Below are 21,053 nucleotides of genomic sequence, written 5' to 3'. Positions count from 1 at the left end.
GGAGTTGTGAAGATGGAAAACTTATTTCTTAATTTTGCCCTATATGCGGCTACGGGGCTTGCATTATTATTTGTCGGCTTTATCATATTTGAACTTACTACAAAAACGAAAGAACTACAGTTAATCAGTAAAGGTAACTGTGCGGCTGCTCTATCACTTGGCGGGAGACTTTTTGGTCTTGCCTTTGTAATTGGATCTTCCATTGCAAATTCATTGAGCATTGTTGATTTGCTCATCTGGGGATCAGTTGGAATTATCGCTCAAATCGTAGCATTGTTTGTTGCAGAACACTTAGCCATTCGTTCGAGCATCTCAAAAGCGATTGACGCTGACAACAAAGCTGTCGGACTGCTCGTTATGTTTCTAAGCGTTTCTGTTGGCTGGGTTATCGCTCAATGTCTTACATATTAAAAAAAGCATGTGGCATTTTGCCGCATGCTTAAATTTTTTCACCTACATACATAACATAAACAGCACGGTCTTCGTCAATTTCCGCTGAATCGCGCAAGTACTGCCCTTTACCTGGAATATCAACGACATCTTTTAATAAATAGCGCATAACATCCCAGTGGCTGTTTAATGCTTGAACATGCAGGATCGGCATATCTCCTGTTTCGTTGTACTTTCTAAACTCTAAAAATATTCCTCTTCCTTTGTAACTCGGTTCTTCTGCAAAGCTTCTAACAGGACCGACTTCTTTTACGATTAAGATTTCTTCGCTGCCCTTCATTTCGTTGGATTGAAGTTCGTACTCCCTTTGTCCAGAAACAAAAAATTCACAAAGCTGCCTCGCATACTTTTCATCATTATGCATGTTTTCAGGTATCTTATAGGTTAAGAAGGGTTCATAACTCTCTTGTTTTTCTATGTAATAAGTAAGTTCCATTATTTTCATCCTCTTTATTCTTTGTTATGTTTATAATACCAGTTTATTGTTTTGAATGTATGTTCGGAGGTATTGATCAGTATGAGTTATACGGAAGACAGAAGATTTTTTTATAAACAGCTACCCGAATTTTGGGCGGACATGTACGGACAGGAATATGCGTTATACAACCCATGTAAAATCTCCGAAGACGTACCAAAAGCCATAAAAAATCTTGGTGAAAAAGCAGGGCGTATTCTATTTAAGACTGCCTCATTATTGCAATCAGAGAGTATAGAGGATGATACATTAAAGCTGTTAGGCTTTCCAGAATCCATTCTTCCCTTTCTTCGCTATCAAACACCATTAGCCAAAACAGTGATCGGAAGAATCGACTCTATCGAAACACCTTTTGGACATAAGATTATGGAGTTCAACAGTGATACCCCTACCTTTATCTATGAATGCTTTAAAGTCAACGGATTACTTAGTAAACATTTTGGATGCAGTGATCCGAATGAGGGTATGGAAGAACAATTAAAACAAGCTGTGCGTTCTGCTATCTTAACCGCTTATCGCCAATTAAAAACATCACATGCACCTCACATTGTTTTTACAGCACATGATGAGAATACAGAAGATAAACAAACGGTGCTTTATTTAAAAGAGTTATCTGGCTTTCCTTCACAATTTGTACCTTTGGATGAATTAGTTATTAAAAAGAATGTAGGATTGTTTGATCAGCAAGGCAAAAAAATCGATGTATTATATAGACAGACGTTTCCGATCGAACTTCTTATTCAAGATAAAGATAGTGAGACCAATGAAGAAATTGGACTTCAGCTTACTCAGCTTGTTATTCAAAACAAGCTGGCAATTGTTAATCCTCCTTCTGCATTTCTCCTACAAAGCAAAGCTGTTCTCGCTGTTATCTGGGGTCTTCATGAAGAACAATCGCCATTCTTTACAAAAGAAGAACATGAATGGATCAAACATTATTTTCTTCCCACCTATTTAGAGCCTGATATTTTCCTAAATAATAAAGAAAAATTTGTGCAAAAACCAGTGTTTGGGCGTGAGGGAGATACGGTCCGAGTATTTGACGAGAATGGCAGCTTGATTGCTAAAGATCAGCATAACACTTATGAGAACTATGTAAGTATTTATCAAAAGCATGTGCCGCTTCCTAAAATGAAATTTGAATCTCAGCAAGGTGTACAAGAAGGCCATCGAATGACAGGTACCTTTTTAATTAACGGAAAGCCAAGCGCTTTTGGGTATCGTATCGGCAACGCAATAACAGATAATCTATCTTATTTCCTACCTGCTTGTTTAAAGAAATAGCGCCTAACCTTCTTTAAGGCAGGCGCTTGTTCTATTTGTCTTATAGCCAAGAAGATACATTATAAGAAGCCTTTTCTTTGGCACGATCATAAAGAGATTTTACTTCTTCATCATGAGCATGTAACTCTTTAGATCGGCTGTTTGTTTTTATAGAAAAGGTTATCGTTACAAAAAACAGGTGCAGTGTAAACATAATAAAATTCACTCCTCATTTCCATTTATCTTTTTCCTTAGGTCGAATCTTTCTCCGTTAAAAGCCATGTAAGCAGCGTAATCCCAACCATTATCAATTCCATCTCCTCCTTTAGATTTATAAAAAAACACCGCAGATTAATCCCTGCGGTGTTGTATAAGCACACAAAAAACCGCAGGCATTCGACCCGCGGTGTCTTTTAAACAAATTTAAACAGACATAATGCTCCAGAGGGCGGTCGAACGTATAGTATTCAATTGATTGATCATTTTCAATTTCATCATTGTGTTCAACCTCCTTTTGTTTTTTACTTTACTTAGCAAATAATACACAAATTACCAACTGATGTAAAGAGATAATTTCTAAGCCTGTATAAGGATATGCTGAAAAAGAAAAAAGTTTACAAAAAAAACGATAAATATTCTAAAAATAGGTATTTGCTGTGCAAGATATTTATGTGTACACTTTCACAAACTTTTACTATAATAAGTAGTGTAAAGGGGGAAACACAAATGATACATCCTAAGGTCATCTTTGCTTCAACTCGGCCTTTTTCACTCACTGCTTCAGTCATACCCGTCATTTTCGGGACGATTTTAGCGCTGCAATGGACAAGCATTCATTGGACTACTTTTTTATTAACACTTCTTGGTGCTATATTTTTACAATGTGGAACAAACCTTGTTAACGACTACTTTGATCATGTAAAGGGTGCAGATATCCCTGGTTCATTGAGTCCTTCCGGCGTCATTGACCGAAATGAGATGACACCTCGTCAGGTTTATATAACTGGTCTGATCTTCTTTGGCCTCAGCATAATTGTTGGACTTATCTTAACTGCCTTAACAGGCCCTGTTGTACTTTATATTGGTATACCATCCTTATTAGTAGGATATTTTTATACAGCTACTCGATATGCCCTTGCTTATAACGGCTTGGGTGAAATAGCCTCAGGAAGTACATTAGGAATACTTGCTGTTGTAGGTTCTTTTTACACACAAACATTAACATTAAATCTTGAAATTTTCCTTGCTGCAATTCCGAATGCCCTTCTTGTAATGGCCATTCTTCATGCCAACAATTTACGCGACTTTGATACTGATAAACAGATCGGTAAAACGACCGTCGCTGGATTAATCGGGAGAAAAGCATCTAGAATAGAGTATTACATCTTAATGCTTGGTGCATATGTCAGCTTAGCTGCACTTGTTATAATGGATATTTTACCTTTATGGAGTCTTATAGCTGCCATTACGCTGCCAATCGCATTAAAAGGTCTTAAGATTGCAATATCTACATGGGATAGCAAAGAATTAAACAAAGCACTTGGTTTAACAGCTCTGCTTCATATGGCTTTTGGGATTCTTCTATGTGTTGGTACACTAACTGGAATTCTTCTATAACATAAAAAATTGTCCGCCTATTTAAAGGCGGACAATTTTTTTTTAACCTTTTCCTGCTTGAAATCCTGGATACAGAGTCATTCCACCGTCAGCGATCAGTGTTAACCCGGTTACATAGCTTGCTTGATTGGATGCTAGCCATACAGCGGTTGCTGCGATCTCTTCAGGTTCACCAATATACCCCATTGGAATAAGCTTAAGAACCCCTTCTTTTTGCTTTGGATCAGCAAATTTTTCTGCATTGATTGGCGTATTAATAGCACCCGGGGCAATACTATTGATTCTTATTTTTTTAGGAGCATATTCAAGTGCCAGAGTTTGTGTCATTAATTTTATACCGCCCTTACTTGCTGCATAATGAACAAAGTGCGGCCAAGGGATAATCTCATGAACACTCGACATGTTGATTATGGCACCTTGAATATCATTGTTTAAAAAGTAATCAATCGCTTCTCTGCAACCTAAAAATTGTCCTGTTAAATTCGTAGAGATTACCTTATTCCAATCCTCTAACTTCAGTTCATGTGAAGGCACTTCATTCTCAATCCCTGCATTATTGATCATAATATGAAGTGATCCAAACTCTTCAGTTGCTTTATTAATAAGTTTTTTAATGTCCTCTTCTTTCGTTACATCCCCCTGAACGGATATCGCATTTCCTCCGCTTTTTTTAATTTCATTTATCATTTCATCTGTTTCTTTTACTTGTTTTTCAGAGTGATAATTAATAACCACATTCGCTTTTTCTTGCCCAAACCGTAAAGCACATGCTTTACCAATTCCCGTAGCTGCTCCCGTAATGATGACTGTTTTTCCATTTAAATCTGGGTACATTGTACATCAGCTCCTCTATGATTTAGTGAACCCTAACATGACACCGCCTGCTATGATAAGCACACATCCTGAGATCACCCAAATGATTTCTTTTTTGCTTCTTTTTTCACCTAATAGGAAAATACCGCCTAGTGTTGAGATGATGATACCGGTTTGCGAAAGCGAGAAGCTTGTGGCGATTCCGATAAGAGGCAAAGCAAGCAGGAGTGTCAGATTACCCGTACTCCATATCAAACCTGTTAGAATATTTCTGACTGAATATTTATTGAATGGTTTATGTTTTAGTGATAAGACAAGTGCTCCTAGAAACATCCCAACTGCCTGTGGTAGGATAGCCTGCCAGCCATTTACTTCAAACCATCTGATGATGACCACATATGTAACGTATCCTACTGTAGAAATCAAAAGAAATGTGATTCCTTTTTTAAAGTTCTGTTTGTCTTTTTGATCGCCCTGCTTGCTTCTTCTCGACGTTAAAAGAGCTCCAGCTACAATCGCTGAGATTGCAATTACCCCTATAATAATTTCCGTCGTCGTTTTCCACTCGTGAAACACGATGACACCAAATAATGTTGTTCCAAATAACTGCATACCTGTTGATAAAGGGACGATTTTAGAAACTCCTAAATAATCAACACTTGCAAATTGGTTACGCTGGCCGATGACCCAAAAGATACCTGAAACGACCCCTATCGCGATAACTGACATGTTTAGATCAGGTTGTACGATAAAGAAAGCAACAACCGAAAACAACAAGGCTCCTAATGTCATCCCAAATGTTTGACTGTGAAAATCACCGCCGAGCTTTTCACTCACTAATACGATGCTTCCCCAGCAAACTGCTGTAATAAGTGCCCATATGATACCCAAGTACTCCACTTCTTTCTCTCTATAGATTGTTAAAACTTAGTATGGCCATTGGTGGCCATTCCGTATCCATTCCCTAAATTTCATTTCATAAAAACAAAAATACCGCCCTTTTTAAAGGACGGTACGTGAAATTTTTATTTTAAGTTTATTCGCTCAGTTCTTGTAATTGTGTTTTGCACTTTCTAACGACATTGTACATAAGTGCAGTGAATCCTAAACACATGGTAGAAGCAATCCCTAATGTGATAGATTGGATAAAGTTTTTGTCTTCAACAGGAAGTACTAATCCTAAATAAAAGAACGTGCTAACAGCCAACAAAATAAAACCGAAACGCTGGTAGTCAGCCATCTTCTTTTGTAATTGTTCAGCTTTGTTTTTCATAGCAGTCTCTACCTCCTAACCTCTACTAAAAGGATAACATAGGTAAGACAGCGACCTACCAAGCAGTTTTTGACAAAAACGTGAAAAAACTTTGTCTAAATCGTGATCATGGAAGTTCAATGCTTTTGATCTGACTTTAATGAAAGCATTATTGGAAGTGGTTGATTTCCATTCCAGATGCTCGCTTTCCGCGGGGCAGACGGTGAGCCACATTCTTAACGTTTCACTCTTAAGTGTTTCACCTGCCCGCCTGTCCCGCAGGACAAGGAAGGCTACGGCAGCGAAGCATCGCACGAAGAAAATTTGAAGTTTAATTTTCGAGGAGTCTCGCATCTTCCACTCCAATCAACATCTTAGAAGACAACATTTGAAAGAAACAAACTTTTGAAGAGAAGAGCCAAATAAAAAAAGAACAAGCACCTGCTCAGGCACTTGTTCTTTCAATTTGTCATTAGCTTAATGCATTTTTAAGATCTTCAATCAAATCGTCTGCATCTTCTATACCAACAGAGATACGAATCAAGCCATCTGTGATGCCGAGTTCTGCTCTGCGCTCAGCCGGAATTGACGCGTGAGTCATTCGTGCAGGAACGGAGATAAGACTTTCAACTGCGCCTAAACTTTCTGCTAGAGTGAAGTACTTTACTTTTTTCAGTACAGCATTGGCATTTTCAAGAGATCCAACATCAAACGATACCATTCCTCCAAAACCGCCAGCTTGTTTTTTAGCAATTTCGTGCTGCGGGTGGTCTTCAAGTCCTGGGTAATAAATTTTTTCGACTGATGGATGCTCCTTTAAAAACTCAACAATTTTTTTAGTATTGATCTCATGAGCTTCCATACGTAAACCTAGTGTCTTGATACCGCGTATTAATAGCCATGAATCTTGAGGTCCTAAAACGCCGCCAGTAGAATTTTGTACAAAATGAAGATCTTCCCCTAGCTTTTCATCATTTACAACAACTAGGCCTGCTACAACGTCACTGTGGCCGCCAATATATTTCGTTGCAGAATGAAGAACGATATCTGCCCCTAGTTCGATTGGGTTTTGCCAATACGGTGTGTTGAATGTATTATCCACCATGAATAAAAGGTTTTTAGATTTTGCCCATGATGCTACAGCTTCAATATCAGTAACTTTTAGCAGTGGGTTTGTCGGTGTTTCAACATAAACGGCTTTTGTGTTTGGCTTCAGAGCCGCTTCAATCTGATCGATATCAGTTGTATCCACAAAAGTTGAGTCAATCCCAAGGCGATTTAATACTTTACTCATCACACGATACGTTCCACCATAAACATCATCCGTTAAAATAACGTGGTCGCCAGAATCAAATAGCATCATGACAGCAGTGATTGCAGCCATGCCAGAGCCAAACGCAAATCCGCGCTTGCCGCCTTCTAAGTCTTTAATCAGCTCTTCAAGTGCATGCCTTGTAGGATTTCCAGTTCTAGAGTATTCAAAACCGCTATGAACTCCTACATCTTCTTGTTTATACGTGCTTACTTGGTAGATCGGAAAAGACACAGCTCCTGTGGTTTTATCAGAAGGAATGCCTCCGTGGATTAGTTTTGTTTTACGTTTCATATCAGATGCCTCCTTCATAAATTTTCTTGCTTAAATATCGTTCAGAACTGTCCGCAAATATGGTGACGATGTTTTGTCCTGACTGTGCCGATTGTGCTTCGATCAATGCAGCGTGAAGTGCTGCTCCTGAGGAACTCCCAACGAGCAACCCTTCCTTTTTAGCCAGCTCAGCTACCCGCTGAAAAGCATCAACATCATTAACGGTATGAATGCTGTTGAAATAGGCAGTATCCATGTATTCTGGCAAAAACTCCATCCCAATTCCTTCAGTCTTATGCGGACCAGATTGCCCTCCGTTAAGAATTGATCCTTCTGGTTCAACAATTACGGTTTTTATTGTTTTGTTCTTTTCTTTCAAATAGCGAGCCGTTCCCATGAATGTTCCGCCCGTACCCGCACCAGCCACAAAAACATCTACATTTCCATCAAGGTCATTCCAAATCTCAGGGCCTAAAGTTTTAAAGTACGTGTTCGGATTATCAGGGTTTGAGAATTGAGACGGAGAAAAAGAGTTCGGATTCTCATTTAAGAGCTCCTTTGTCTTCTTAATTGCACCTTTAATACCATCTGCTGTTGGTGTATGAATGATTCTAGCACCTAACGCTTTCATAAGCTCTTGTTTCTCAATACTAAATTTTTCTGGAATAACAAAAATGACGTTAATTCCTTTATTGATTGCTGCAAGAGCAAGTCCAATCCCTGTATTCCCTGCTGTAGGCTCTATAATGGTTCCGCCTTTAACCAGCTGCCCCTTTGTCAAAGCAGAATCTAAAAGTTCCACCCCAAGACGGTCTTTCACACTTCCACCAGGGTTCATAAATTCTAACTTCGCAAAAAGACGTACACCTTCCGGAAGGGGAAATTGAGTAATTTCCAACAGAGGCGTATTGCCGATCAATTCGTGCACGTTTTTATAAAATTTCATTTCAATCGTCCTCTATTCTGAAAAAACAATATGCCACTCGTCTTTTTTAGCAAGCATTTTACGTGCGATATCTTTCGCACCTTCAAGACTATGATTAGCTGCCCAGCCACATTGCACTTCGTTACATGCCGGTACTTCTGTAGCTTCTAAAACGTCATTTAAGGTCTTTTCAAGCACCTCTAAAATCTCATCATAGTTATCGTGGTTGATAACAGAAAGATAGAAGCCAGTCTGACAACCCATAGGGCTGATATCAACGACTGTTGAATGATGGTTGCGAATATTTTCTGCCATCAAGTGCTCGATGGAATGAAGTCCTTCCATCGGCATATGGTCCTTGTTAGGCTGGCAAAATCGGATATCATATTTGTGGATCACATCTCCGTTTGCTCCTGTTGTTGTACCCGCTAAACGGATATATGGTGCAACAACTTTTGTATGGTCAAGGTTAAAGCTTTCTACATTCATTTTTTTTGTCATAATGATTTCAGCTCCTCTACGATTTGTTGTACTAGTTCTGCTGAGTTCTTAGATGCCGTTTTTAAGAATTGATCATAAGAAACGCGCGCATCCTTCCCTGCAATGTCTGATAAAGAACGGATGATAACAAAAGGAACAGAAAACTGATAGCACGTTTGGGCAATCGCTGCCGCTTCCATTTCAGCAGCATATAAAGCTGGAAACTTTGTTCTAATGTCCTCTACCCGTGCATGGTCACTCATAAACGAATCACCCGAAGCAATCAATCCTTTTGCAACTTGGATGTTTTGTACACGCTCTCCAGCTCTTACAGCCGCCTCAACAAGCTTTTGGTCAGGCAGGTAATTAGGCGGCATCTGAGGCACTTGGCCATGCTCATAACCGAAAATTGTAGCATCCACATCATGATGACGAACATCTGTTGAGATAACTACATCTCCAACATTTAAATCTGAGTGGAATCCGCCTGCAGATCCTGTGTTTAAGATAACGTCTGGATTGTACAACTGGATTAATAGCGTTGTTCCAATTGCTGCGTTTACTTTTCCAATTCCAGATTTTAAAAGAACAACTTCTTGATCGTTCAACATACCTTTATAAAATTCACAACCTGCAAGTTTTTTCTCTTCAAGCTCTGTAAGCTGCTCACGTAATAGAACCACTTCTTCTTCCATTGCACCGATAATTCCGATTCTTTTCATGTTATTCTCCAATGTCTATTTTTTTACCGCTTCCATCAGCCAGACATATTCATTCAGCTTTTCAAACGAAACTTCAAAGTCATAATTTTTAAAAATATCTTCTAGGACACCAAGGGTTGTATAATATTCTGTCTGCAAATCTTTTAATAAGTTAAGGTAGCCTTGTGATTTAACTTTTTCATGACGTTCTTTTTTATCGTCTTCGTGAAGATAAGCGGTATCTGCAAAGACAATTTTACCATCTTTTTTAAGCAGCTGGCTATAATGTCCGATTGCCTTATCTTTTTCATCATCCGTAAGATGGTGAAAGGCATACGTACTAACGACTGTATCAATTTCCTGATCAAATTTTGGAAAAGATAAAAAATCACCATCGTAGAGCTTTAAATCTGGATTTCGCTTAACCGCTTTTTCCCGCATTCCTTTTGATGGCTCAATACCGATAACTGTTTTTCCGCTCTTAAGAAGCTTCTCGCTTAAATTACCAGTACCTACCCCAAACTCTAATACAACATTTCCAGAACGTTGCACAACAGTTTCTAATATTTCATCGTATTTATGAAAAACTTCCTTATATTCCTGATCCTCTCCTGAAACAGTTTCATCATAAGAAGATGACCACTCATCAAAAAGATCAATAAATTCTCGTCCCATTTTTTCCACTCCACGTTTTAAATTATATAATTCCTATCAATATACTATGAATTAAAATCTTACAGGTTCCAAATTAGCATAATTTCTATAATTTTTCAAATGTAATATCTTTGAGGATTGGTGTAGATTACAATTATTTGAATAAATTGTAAGAGAATTTTAAAGAGGAGTGCTGATTTCCCGAAAAGACGCAGGAGCAAAGTTGCTTTTTAAAGCCGGTCAGGTGAGATTCCAAATGTGGCATATCAGCAGGAGGCTTACCGCACACCCTTGGAAGGCAAGCATCTCTGGAATGAAGATCAACCACTTACAAGAGCAACAATGCTTTTACCAAAACGCCCTATCCTAAAAATGGCTGCTTTCAAATTTTGTCTTCTATGGATCGTTGATTGGAGTGCAAGGTGCGAGACTCCTCGAAAATTAAACTTCAAATTTTCTTCGTGCGATGTGTCGCTGCCGGAGCCTTCCTTGTCCTGCGGGACAGGCGGGCAGGTGAGACACTTATACGTGAAACGTACGAATGTGGCTCACCGTCTGCCCCGAGGAAAGCGAGCATCTGGAGCGGAAATCAACCACTCAATGACGCCAAAGTCTTCGCAAAAAAAAAAAAAAACAACCTGCCATTTAAACAGGTTGTTTGTCATTTATTGGACTGGTGTTACACTCGTTGGCTGCCATCCTTTTTCAGGAATCCATTGCAGCATAACATCATACTTAGTTCCATCAGCTTTGGATTGAACGGTTCCTTTTGAAAGATCAGGACCACCACCGTTGCCTAGCCAGAAAATAGTCATCTGATCTTGAGGAATATTTGTTGCATAAGAAAGGGCTTGAACCATCTCGTTCCAGTCTTGCGATCCATCGTCATAAGATTTTTGATGCGGCTCCGTTTGTGAAGTTCCAATTGGTTCCCATGGACCTTCTGGACCACCGCCAGCAGGTTGTTCTGAACCTGAATCTGTTTCTTGGTTTTCTGCTTCTTCCTCAGTATCTTCTTTATTCGCAGAATCTTCTTGCTTGCTGTCAGAATCATCCTTTTCCATTTCTATTGAATTATTATTATTGGATTCTTTTTTGTCAGCTGTTTGTTCCGTTTCGTTTGTTGTAGCTGTTTCGTTTTCATCGCCTGAGAAAAGATTAAATGCAACAACAACAATCAGCAAAACAACTAACCCGATTGCTATGTTTAAAAAACGATTTTGTTTTCGTTTTTCTAGTCTTGTTTCATAACGTTGGTTTCGTTTCATAATATCCTCCTCAGTAAAATTACTTTTTTTATTTTACCATGAGGATGATGTCTGCGAACACTATTAACTATCTATCTTTGTATTATTTATGTTCACTTTTGTTTGCATCGTTCATAATTTCATTTGCTATGTCCGCAAAAACAGGAATCGTTCTATTGGTTTTATCATGTTTCAGGTCAACTACTACTAAAGCGAATCGTGGTTGTTCAGCCGGAAAATATCCCGCGAACCATTTGTTATTCAAGCTGTTTCCTTCCCCCTTTTCTGCAGTCCCGGACTTGCCTGCAACCTGAAAGGGAAGTGCCTGCAAAGCATGACCTGTACCACTTTCATTTTTTACGACATTTAACAGAAGAGATTGAAGTCTCATCATTGTATACGAAGAAAGCTTTTGATCTCCTGCCGTATGATCCTCAAATTCAATTAACTCTGTTCCGTTGGCGAAATTAACACTTTTCGCCGCCTTCACTTCATACCTTTCCCCGCCCCGTGCAATCGTCGCCATCATATTCGCCACTGCAAGGGGAGTGATTTTTACATCAAGCTGACCGATCGCTGTTTGCGAAACGGCTAATGAAGATTGATAGTGGGAATGCTTCTTTTTCGAGCTATATATTTGTCCAAGCTCTTCTTGGTAAAAGTGTGTAAAGGAATTAAGATGATACACTTCTCCTTGCCAACCATTATAGTGAAGTAGTCCCATCTTTTCTGCGTACTTCTCTATAAAATCAGGATTCGTCCTAATCATTTCATTCGCAAGCTCACCGAATGTTTTATTGCAGCTTTGTGCAAAGCTATCTTCAACATTAAGATTACCTAATTGTCTTTCGTCTTTTTCACCATATATATTAAGGCTGCAATCGTATTTTTTCTCATTTTGAACCCTATTCTCTTCAATGGCGGCAGCTGCCGTTACAATCTTAAAGACAGAACCTGGAATTTGCTGAGACGTCATATTATTTCCATGGTTAAAAATTGTCTTGCTCGTAAACAATGGTCTGCTTGCCATAGATAAGAGCTCGTTTGATTCAATATCTAATAGAACAGCACCACCATCTTTAATACCATGGACATCCAGTGCATTCTCTACTGTTTCCTGCATCTTTTTATCAATTGTCGTCTTGACGTACAAAGGATAGAGAGGATTTGTCTGGGAACGATATTTGACGTCAAGACCTAATAGAGGATGACCTTGTCTATCGACGTGATAGATATATTGTGTCTCCCCTTCAGATATTAAAAATGGATCGAACGTATACTGCATCCCGTTCTTGCCCGTTTTTGTGGATGTAGTCACCGTTCCCTTTTCTAATTTATCACCGTATTTTCTCTTTATTAAATCAGGATCTTGACCTACAGCACCGATGATATGATTTGCAAATGGAATTGGCTTTCTTCTTGTAACGAGCTGGGCGTATAGACCTGGAATCTCAAGCTTATTAATGTCATTCATTTGGTCAAGACTCAGTTCTTTTTGAAGCGAGAGCGCTGAAGGCTTCTTAAGTTGTCCAATCATTTTTGCAACATCTTCGGCAGGGATCTGCAGTATATTACCGATTGTTGCCACTGGCCAATTACTTGTAAAAAGATTAGGAAAAACAACTACTTGTGGTTTAACATCTGTTGACAACAGTTCTCCGTTTCGATCCAGAAAATAACCCCTGCCGTCATTTATGGTAAATCGGTGTGTACGCTGATCAACACTTTCTTGTATAAGGTTAACTTTATTCTTTGAAAATGATTTTGTTGAAATCAATTGTATATCCATTAAGCGATAAATTAAAAAAAGATAAGTGAAAGAAAACAAATAGCCAGTCCTATTGTTCTTTTTTTAGATAACAAATACATTTCACCACCTTACCCACATTTTCACCTACTCTTGTTATTCCTAATCAAGGGTCAAAAAAAGAAGACTTGCAAAAAATCGCAAGTCTTCTTTAACTTTACACTTTATTTAACTTCTAAAATAACAACGCTGATTTCTCCACCTGGTGTTTGAACAGAAACTTTATCTCCTGGCTTTTTACCTAACAAACTTTTTGCCATTGGAGAGTCGTTTGAAATTTTCCCTTCAAACGGATCAGCTTCTGCACTACCTACGATAACATATGTTTCTTCGTCTCCATCTGGAAGCTCTTGAAACTTAACTGTTTTCCCGATGGAAACGTTATCAGATTGGTCTTTATTGTCTTCAATAATCACCGAATCACGAATCATCTTTTCTAATTGAACGATACGAGCTTCAACAAAAGCCTGCTCGTCCTTTGCTGCATCATACTCAGAGTTCTCAGAAAGATCCCCGAAGCTTCTCGCTACTTTAATGCGCTCAACAACTTCTTTTCTTCGTTCTGTTTTTAAAAATTCTAATTCGTTTTCTAGCTTTTGCTTACCCTCTAAGGTCATATAGTGTTTTTTCTCGTCTGCCATAATATTCACTCCTTCAATAATCAGTACCCTTGTTACGTTATATGATAATTCGGGCAGGGTATGTATAAAAAATAGGACAATAGTTGATTGCCAAGCAGCTTAGAGCTGTGATTTGTCCGTGTATACCGAAAAAATGAGGATGATGTTCCTCATTTTTTCAATAATGCTTTGTCTTCCAATATGGTCTTTATCTTTGTCACCATTAAGTCGATCGCAACAAGGTTTTGACCGCCTTCTGGAATAATGATATCTGCATATCTTTTCGTGGGTTCAATAAATTGATTATGCATCGGCCGCACTACGGAAGTATATTGATCAATTACGGATTCTAATGTTCTGCCACGATCACGAGTGTCCCGAACCATTCTTCTAATAATTCGAACATCTGCATCTGTGTCAACAAATAGCTTGATATCCATCAGATCACGTAAACGCTCGTCTTCTAGAATTAGAATACCTTCCAATATAATGACATCTTTAGCATCAACTGGGATAATTTTATCACTTCTTGTATGTGCTGTATAGTCATACACTGGTTTTTCAATGGATTCGTACTCTAATAACGAGGAAATATGTTTGATCAACAGATCATTATCAAAAGCAAGAGGATGATCATAATTGGTATTCAATCTCTCTTCCATAGATTTCTCAGATTGATCTCTATAATAAGCATCTTGTTCAATAATGAGTATGGATTGATCAGCAAACTGCCTGTAAATTTCTTTTGCTACTGTTGTTTTACCTGATCCAGATCCACCTGCAACCCCAATTACAATCGGTTTTTGTGCCATTGTTATTACTCCTCCAAACTCCTGTACCCTTAAGAATTTCGAATGCTGACCATCATACCATCACCAACCGGCAAGATTGAAGATTGATAATCAGGATGCTGCATCATGTATTCATTAAAACTTCTAATTTTTTTTACTAGAGAACGAAGTCTTCTACTCTCTAGACCGCTTTCATCCGCTACATACCCTCTAAAGAGAACATTATCTGTAACGATGATGCCGTCTGCTGACAGCATAGTGGAATAGTGATCAAAGAAGTTTTGATATTGTCCTTTAGCTGCATCTATAAAAATAAAGTCATATGGGGCATAGTCTTCTACTTGGCTTTGCAATTCATTCGCATCACCAAATAATAAGGTAATCCTGCTTTCAAGATGAAGAGCTTTAACGTTATCTTTTGCTATATTGTACCGTTCTTCATCTCTTTCAATACTAATAATTTCAGCTGTTTCACAAGCAAGGGCCATTCGAATGGCTGAATACCCAATGGCTGTGCCCACTTCTAGTATACGTTTTGGTTTTCTTAGCCTTACATATGAAAGAAGTGCTTCTATTCCTACTAGATCCATAATCGGCACATTATGCTCTTTGGCGTATTGCTCCATTTCTAGAACTTGATCAGAGCGCGTTGGAATTATTTTTTCAATGTATTGGTTTACTTCATTTGAGACCAAAGTAACACGCCTCCTTCACACTAACCGGTATATTGTAACATAATCTTTATTTGAAGGCGAGAGTCCTATCATTTTTTCATATTTTCCATGTCCGTTAGCACTTTACAGGTGATTTCACAAAAGGCAATAAAATAATGTCACAACACATTCTTTTTGAAAGTTGCTTTAAATTTTTTTCTTCTTTGAATAGTTGGTTGTAGTGTAAGGTGTGAGACTCCACCAACTACTTTCAAAAACAACAATGGGGACACGAAAAAGGACTTTTTAAAGAAGGCTCTTTTCTAAAAGATAGTTGCTCTTCTATGACCGTTGATTGGAGTGCAAGGTGTGAGACTCCTGCGGGACAGGCGGGCAGGTGAGACACTTAAAAGTGAAACGTTACGAATGTGGCTCACCGCCTGCCCCGCGGAAAGCGAGCACCTGGAACGGAAATCAACCACTTCCAAAAGCAACAAAGTATACGAAAACAGCCTAAAAAAAGAAAGAGAATACGCGTAAACGTACTCTCTTAAAAATTATTGTTTGTCTTTTTCCTGCCAAACTTTCCATTCATCTCTGTATTTTTTATATACCGCATTATGTTCACTTAAGGTTTTCGTGTAGATCACTTCACCATTAGGCCTTGCGTAGAAAAAGAGTTCTTCCATCTTAACTGGATTTAATGCAGCTTCGATCGCCTTTTCACCTGGAGAGGTGATCGGACCGATTGGAATCCCTTTATACCTGTAAGTATTATAAGGAGAATCAAACTCAAGATGTTCGTATAAAACTTGTACATCGAAATCTTTCCTTGCATATTTAACGGTTGGATCAGAATCTAATTTCATATCTTTACTGATACGATTATAAAATACCCCTGCGATTTTTTTTCGATCCTCATCACGTTGAGACTCTTCTTCGATAAGAGAGGAAAGCGTGATCACTTCAAAAAGTGAATATCCGCTATTTTTAATTTCAGCTTCATGTTTTTTTAAGATTATAGATGATTGTTCAACCATCTTGTCGATAATATCAGTTATTTCGGGTTTTTTAACTTCAAAATCATAAGTTGCAGGGAATAAGAACCCTTCAAGTGGATAATAAAGTCCTTCTTTCGTTATTTCATCCGGCAATAAAGGATATTTTTGCTTCAGCTCGTTCAGATAGGTTTTATCAGTCATCTTCTTTAAGATATCAGCTTGATCGTACCCTGTAGCCTTGCTGATTAATCCTGCAATCTGTGGGACGTTATATCCTTCCGGGATGGTAAGCGTAAGTTCAGGTTTTTTGAACAGCTTTCCTTCTTTAAGTGCAGAAATCACTTCTGAAAGACTCATCGAAGGTGACAGTTCATAGATGCCTGCTTGGAAGTTCCCTTCTCCTTTAACTCGAGTGTAGAGTCTGAAAAAGTCACCGCTGTTAATGATACCTTTATCTTCTAGTTCTTTCCCAATGTCTGCAGAAGTTGAGCCAATTGGAATTTCAATCGTCATGTTCTTTTTGTTATCAGCGTCTAGAGGGCCAGTATTTTTAGTAAAATAAAAATACGCTCCTGCCGCCGTTGCCATGATGATTGCCAAAAAGAGAGCGAGAATGGATAGTACGATGGTTTTTGTCCGTTTTTTACTTTTATTTTCATTTATGTAATTCCCAGATGACTGGAGATGTAACATTGTGTTTCCCCCTTCCACCTGTTTAATTATACGTTTGCTAGCAGAAATTGTCGAGATTGGCCGTAAATTGGAATAAAAAAAGGAAGATGGTATCATAACCATCTTCCTATCTCTTAACCAATATTATTCAGTTTCGAACTCGTCATCTTGGAATGTATTTAACATTTCTTCGATCATATCCCATTCTTCGTCTGTCTCCAGAGGGAACAATGCTAGATCATCCTCTTCTTCTCCCTTTTCTTCATAACGGAAAGGAAAAACTTCTACTTCATCTGTATCGTCATCTTCCGAATCAGCTACAGGAATTGTTACCATGTATGATTTACCTGTTTGGTCAACATCAAATTTGAATAATACTTCAAATAGATTTTCGTCACCGTTTTCGTCAGGAATAATAATGCGTTCGCGTTCTTCTTTAGCCATGATTGGCTCACCTCTACTTTTCTTATTGTTGGCTGTCCAAATAACCTTGCAGAATGATCGAAGCAGCAAGCTTATCGATCACTAGCTTTCGTTTCTTCCTGCTTACGTCAGCTGAAATCAAAGTTCTTTCAGCAGCCATAGTTGTTAGTCTTTCATCCCATAGGATAACCGAAATACCTGTAAGGTTTTCAATATCTTTGGCAAAGTTTTGACAAGCCTCGCCGCTGGGACCGATCGAACCGTTCATATTTTTAGGAAGGCCGACCACAATTTTGCTGATATCATGAAGCTTAATCAGTTCTTGAATTCGTTCATAGTCTTGTTCAGGTTGATTAGGACGGCGCCGGATCGTTTCGACTCCTTGTGCTGTCCATCCCAGTGCATCTGAAACAGCAACACCTATCGTCTTCGTTCCGACATCCAGTCCAAGAGTTTTTGTCATTAACGGCTTCCTTCTTTTTGAGTTGAGAGATACGATTTAACAAGCTCTTCAATAAGCTCGTCTCGCTCAAGTTTTCTGATCATACTTCTCGCATCATTATGACGAGGAATATAAGCTGGATCGCCTGAGAGCAAATAACCTACGATTTGATTAATCGGGTTGTATCCTTTATCCTGCAGGGCGTCATAAACAGAAAACAGGACAGTTTCAACATTCGTTTTATAAGCATCATCTTCGTTGAAGTTAAACTTCATCGTTTTGTCCATGGAACTCACTAGCGAACACCTCTTTCTGAAGATCTCCCTTATGGGACAAATTAGTTTCTATCTCTATTGTACATGAAAGAGGAAAGCTTAGGAAACCGTTTTAATCATTTCAACTGCAGAATCTATTCCTTCTTGCAGCTTTTCTGGATCTTTTCCGCCTGCTTGAGCCATATCAGGACGGCCTCCGCCGCCTCCGCCGCAGCGAACTGCAACTTCTTTTACAAGATTACCCGCATGGTACCCTTTTGATACTAAATCTTTTGTCACTCCAGCTACAATATTCACTTTTCCAGCATTTTCTGCCCCTAAAATGACAACTCCGCTTTGGATTTTATTCTTTAAGTCATCCACAATTGTGCGAAGTCCGTTCATATCCATACCGTTAACTTTCTTCGCGATTACAGAAACGCCATTAATTGTCTGAACTTCATCAACAAGACTGCCTGCTTCCATGTTTCCAATTTTCGCAGCAAGAGATTCTTTTTCTTTTTGCAGTTCACGAATCTGTTCGTTTAGTGCATCAATACGCTGAGGAACATCTTTTAAGTTTGTTTTTAATTTTGAAGCTGTGTCTTTCAAGAGTTGAACTTGACCGTTCATCAGGCGGTATGCATTTTCTCCTGTAACAGCTTCAATACGGCGAGTTCCCGCTCCAATTCCTGATTCTGAAACGATCTTAAACAATCCGATCTCTGCCGTATTGTTCACGTGGCACCCACCGCAAAGTTCTAAGCTATAGTCTCCCACTTTTACAACACGAACAGTCTCACCATATTTTTCGCCAAATAAAGCCATTGCTCCCATAGCCTTTGCTTCATTGATGTTTTTAACCATCTTATCTACAGGAATGTTAGCCCAAACCTTTTCATTAACAATCTCCTCGATCTTTTCAAGCTCTTCTGGAGAAATACTTCCGAAATGTGTAAAGTCAAATCGCAGACGTCCTTCTTGAACAAGTGATCCTGCTTGGTTAACATGCGTTCCTAATACATCTTTTAATGCTTGATGAAGCAGATGTGTAGCGGTATGATTCTTAACAATTTTTGCACGAGTTTCTGGATCAACCTGAACCGTAACTTCTATGTTATTTTCAAGAACACCTTTGTTAACGACTACCGTGTGAAGGTTTTGTCCGTTTGGAGCCTTTTGAACATCTTTTACTTTAAGTTCCACTTCTTTACCTGTAATGGTACCTTGGTCAGCTATCTGACCACCGCTTTCTGCATAGAAAGGTGTAACATCCAATATAACTTGAGCTTCTTCTCCTGCTGCTACCATTGCAACACGCTCACCGTTTTGAAGGACTTCAAGAATTTTAGCTTCTCCTGATAAGTGATCATACCCAGAGAATTCACTTTTTACTGTGATGTCAGAAAGTACTCCGCCTTGTACTTGCATGCTGTCCACTTCTTGCCTTGCAGCACGTGCACGTTCACGCTGTGCTTTCATCTCATTTTCAAAACCTTCTAAATCGACATCCATTCCATTTTCAGCAGCATACTCTTGAGTAAGCTCGAACGGAAAACCAAACGTATCATATAGTTTAAATGCGTCTTTTCCAGAGATAACAGATTTTCCTTCAGCCTTCTCTTTAGCCATTACGTCTTCTAAGATAGCAAGACCTTCATTGATCGTTTCATGGAATCTTTCTTCTTCTGTCTTCACGACTTTTTGGATAAAAGGAACTTTCTCTTTTACTTCCGGATAAAAATCAACCATGATATCAGCAACTGTCGGCACTAATTCGTACATGAACGGTTTATTAATATTGATCTTTTTTGCAAAACGGATAGCTCTTCTGATCAATCGTCGAAGGATATATCCTCTTCCTTCATTCGAAGGAAGTGCGCTGTCACCAATCGCAAAACTAACTGTACGTACGTGGTCGGCGATAACTTTAAACGCCGTATCTGTTTCTGTATTTAAACCGTAAGACGTATCTGAAAGTCTCTCTGTTTCCTTGATGATCGGCATGAAAAGGTCGGTCTCAAAGTTTGTTTTTGTATCTTGAATAACAGAAACCATTCTTTCAAGGCCCATTCCTGTATCAATGTTTTTCTTAGGAAGCGGCGTGTACGTTCCATCTGGATTGTGGTTGAACTGGGAAAACACAAGGTTCCACACTTCAAGATATCGATCGTTCTCACCGCCTGGATATAGTTCAGGATCAGATGTATCGTTACCATAAGATTCACCGCGGTCATAGAAGATCTCAGTGTTTGGTCCACTAGGGCCCTCACCGATATCCCAGAAGTTCCCCTCTAAACGAATGATGCGCTCTTCTGGCAATCCCACTTGCTTCGTCCAAATGTCAAACGCTTCATCATCTTCAGGGTGAATTGTTACGGAAAGCTTTTCAGGATCAAAGCCGATCCAATCTTCACTCGTTAAAAACTCCCATGCCCAAAGGATTGCTTCTACTTTGAAATAATCACCGATAGAGAAATTTCCAAGCATCTCAAAGAACGTATGATGTCTTGCTGTTATACCTACATTCTCGATATCGTTCGTACGAATTGATTTTTGCGCGTTTGTAATACGCGGATTCTCAGGAATTACCCGGCCATCAAAGTATTTTTTAAGTGTCGCAACACCACTGTTAATCCAAAGTAATGTTGGATCTTCATGGGGAACAAGTGATGCACTCGGCTCCACACGGTGGCCCTTTTCCTGGAAAAAATCAAGAAACATTTGTCTGACTTGAGCTGAAGTCAAATTTTTCATGGTATTCATTCTCCTTTGCATTTTTGGATAGGCTGTTTTTGCAAGCTTTGTTGCTTTTGAAAGTGATTGATTTCCGTTCAAGGCTGCTCGCTTTCCGCGGGGCAGGCGGTGAGCCACATTCGTACGTTTCACTCTTAAGTGTCTCACCTGCCCGCCTGTCCCGCAGGAGTC

At 39.0% G+C, this 21,053-nt stretch carries 23 protein-coding genes; 3 read left to right on the top strand and 20 right to left on the bottom strand.

What is annotated here, in order from left to right; translation table 11 throughout:
- The first annotated feature begins 12 nt into the window (after positions 1-12).
- The gene (locus P8610_RS01770) at positions 13-411 is read left to right on the top strand and encodes a DUF350 domain-containing protein (protein ID WP_394602880.1); all 399 of its coding nucleotides are present in this window, start codon (positions 13-15) and stop codon (positions 409-411) included.
- 28 nt (positions 412-439) lie between these two features.
- On the opposite strand, the gene P8610_RS01765 is transcribed toward P8610_RS01770, so the two are convergent.
- Entirely contained in the window at positions 440-886 is a 447-nt protein-coding gene (locus P8610_RS01765) for an RNA helicase (protein WP_394602879.1), read from the bottom strand.
- 81 nt (positions 887-967) lie between these two features.
- Here P8610_RS01765 and P8610_RS01760 point away from each other — a divergent pair, with 81 nt between their 5' ends.
- Complete coding sequence (locus tag P8610_RS01760) at positions 968-2,209, top strand: glutathionylspermidine synthase family protein (RefSeq protein WP_394602878.1); 1,242 nt, start codon at positions 968-970, stop codon at positions 2,207-2,209.
- A 40-nt stretch (positions 2,210-2,249) separates the two neighbouring features.
- On the opposite strand, the gene P8610_RS01755 is transcribed toward P8610_RS01760, so the two are convergent.
- Positions 2,250-2,402, bottom strand: a complete 153-nt coding sequence (locus P8610_RS01755; protein ID WP_289495033.1) for a YrzI family small protein — start codon at positions 2,400-2,402, stop codon at positions 2,250-2,252.
- A 512-nt stretch (positions 2,403-2,914) separates the two neighbouring features.
- On the opposite strand from P8610_RS01755, the gene menA reads away from it, so the two are divergent.
- Complete coding sequence (gene menA / locus P8610_RS01750; RefSeq protein ID WP_394602877.1) at positions 2,915-3,805, top strand: 1,4-dihydroxy-2-naphthoate octaprenyltransferase; 891 nt, start codon at positions 2,915-2,917, stop codon at positions 3,803-3,805.
- A gap of 42 nt (positions 3,806-3,847) precedes the next feature.
- Here the strand turns inward: menA and P8610_RS01745 are convergent, their stop codons facing one another.
- The 18 genes from P8610_RS01745 to alaS form a co-directional block, all read right to left on the bottom strand.
- A complete protein-coding gene (locus P8610_RS01745; RefSeq protein ID WP_394602876.1) occupies positions 3,848-4,639 on the bottom strand; it encodes a glucose-1-dehydrogenase in 792 nt (263 codons plus the stop codon).
- Positions 4,640-4,654: 15 nt separating this feature from the next.
- On the bottom strand, positions 4,655-5,509 hold the full coding sequence (locus P8610_RS01740; protein WP_394602875.1) for a GRP family sugar transporter: 855 nt from the start codon (positions 5,507-5,509) through the stop codon (positions 4,655-4,657).
- Positions 5,510-5,654: 145 nt separating this feature from the next.
- On the bottom strand, positions 5,655-5,891 hold the full coding sequence (locus P8610_RS01735; protein WP_394602874.1) for a YrhC family protein: 237 nt from the start codon (positions 5,889-5,891) through the stop codon (positions 5,655-5,657).
- Positions 5,892-6,342: 451 nt separating this feature from the next.
- Positions 6,343-7,476 (bottom strand): bifunctional cystathionine gamma-lyase/homocysteine desulfhydrase, encoded by a 1,134-nt coding sequence (locus tag P8610_RS01730; protein ID WP_394602873.1) that lies wholly within the window; start codon positions 7,474-7,476, stop codon positions 6,343-6,345.
- 1 nt (position 7,477) lies between these two features.
- Entirely contained in the window at positions 7,478-8,401 is a 924-nt protein-coding gene (locus P8610_RS01725; RefSeq protein ID WP_394602872.1) for a PLP-dependent cysteine synthase family protein, read from the bottom strand.
- A 12-nt stretch (positions 8,402-8,413) separates the two neighbouring features.
- Entirely contained in the window at positions 8,414-8,881 is a 468-nt protein-coding gene (locus P8610_RS01720; RefSeq protein WP_394602871.1) for an S-ribosylhomocysteine lyase, read from the bottom strand.
- Positions 8,878-9,582: a 5'-methylthioadenosine/S-adenosylhomocysteine nucleosidase gene (mtnN, locus tag P8610_RS01715; RefSeq protein WP_394602870.1), complete on the bottom strand. Its 705-nt coding sequence runs from the start codon at positions 9,580-9,582 to the stop codon at positions 8,878-8,880. Before mtnN ends, P8610_RS01720 begins: the two co-directional genes overlap by 4 nt.
- 15 nt (positions 9,583-9,597) lie before the next feature.
- Complete coding sequence (locus P8610_RS01710; RefSeq protein ID WP_394602869.1) at positions 9,598-10,236, bottom strand: class I SAM-dependent methyltransferase; 639 nt, start codon at positions 10,234-10,236, stop codon at positions 9,598-9,600.
- Between the two features lie 644 nt (positions 10,237-10,880).
- Positions 10,881-11,483: a YrrS family protein gene (locus P8610_RS01705; protein ID WP_289495021.1), complete on the bottom strand. Its 603-nt coding sequence runs from the start codon at positions 11,481-11,483 to the stop codon at positions 10,881-10,883.
- An 82-nt stretch (positions 11,484-11,565) separates the two neighbouring features.
- Positions 11,566-13,239, bottom strand: coding sequence for a peptidoglycan D,D-transpeptidase FtsI family protein (locus P8610_RS01700; protein WP_394602868.1), 1,674 nt, complete (start codon positions 13,237-13,239; stop codon positions 11,566-11,568).
- A gap of 194 nt (positions 13,240-13,433) precedes the next feature.
- Entirely contained in the window at positions 13,434-13,910 is a 477-nt protein-coding gene (greA, locus tag P8610_RS01695; protein ID WP_066291237.1) for a transcription elongation factor GreA, read from the bottom strand.
- A gap of 149 nt (positions 13,911-14,059) precedes the next feature.
- Complete coding sequence (udk, locus tag P8610_RS01690) at positions 14,060-14,701, bottom strand: uridine kinase (protein WP_394602867.1); 642 nt, start codon at positions 14,699-14,701, stop codon at positions 14,060-14,062.
- Positions 14,702-14,730: 29 nt separating this feature from the next.
- The gene (locus tag P8610_RS01685) at positions 14,731-15,375 is read right to left on the bottom strand and encodes an O-methyltransferase (protein WP_289495018.1); all 645 of its coding nucleotides are present in this window, start codon (positions 15,373-15,375) and stop codon (positions 14,731-14,733) included.
- Positions 15,376-15,890: 515 nt separating this feature from the next.
- Positions 15,891-17,027: an endolytic transglycosylase MltG gene (gene mltG, locus P8610_RS01680; protein ID WP_394602866.1), complete on the bottom strand. Its 1,137-nt coding sequence runs from the start codon at positions 17,025-17,027 to the stop codon at positions 15,891-15,893.
- A gap of 123 nt (positions 17,028-17,150) precedes the next feature.
- A complete protein-coding gene (locus tag P8610_RS01675; RefSeq protein ID WP_289495016.1) occupies positions 17,151-17,450 on the bottom strand; it encodes a DUF1292 domain-containing protein in 300 nt (99 codons plus the stop codon).
- 22 nt (positions 17,451-17,472) lie between these two features.
- Positions 17,473-17,892, bottom strand: coding sequence for a Holliday junction resolvase RuvX (gene ruvX, locus P8610_RS01670; protein ID WP_289495015.1), 420 nt, complete (start codon positions 17,890-17,892; stop codon positions 17,473-17,475).
- The gene (locus tag P8610_RS01665) at positions 17,892-18,167 is read right to left on the bottom strand and encodes an IreB family regulatory phosphoprotein (protein ID WP_066240205.1); all 276 of its coding nucleotides are present in this window, start codon (positions 18,165-18,167) and stop codon (positions 17,892-17,894) included. The genes ruvX and P8610_RS01665 overlap by 1 nt, the downstream gene beginning before the upstream one ends.
- 78 nt (positions 18,168-18,245) lie before the next feature.
- Positions 18,246-20,882 carry an alanine--tRNA ligase gene (gene alaS, locus P8610_RS01660; protein ID WP_394603094.1) on the bottom strand — a complete coding sequence of 879 codons (2,637 nt, stop codon included), beginning with the start codon at positions 20,880-20,882 and terminating at the stop codon, positions 18,246-18,248.
- Positions 20,883-21,053: the final 171 nt, after the last annotated feature.

Origin of the sequence: Fictibacillus sp. UD (assembly GCF_043558025.1) — a bacterium.
Lineage (GTDB): Bacteria > Bacillota > Bacilli > Bacillales > Fictibacillaceae > Fictibacillus.
This window is presented reverse-complemented; position numbering and strand designations above follow the sequence as displayed.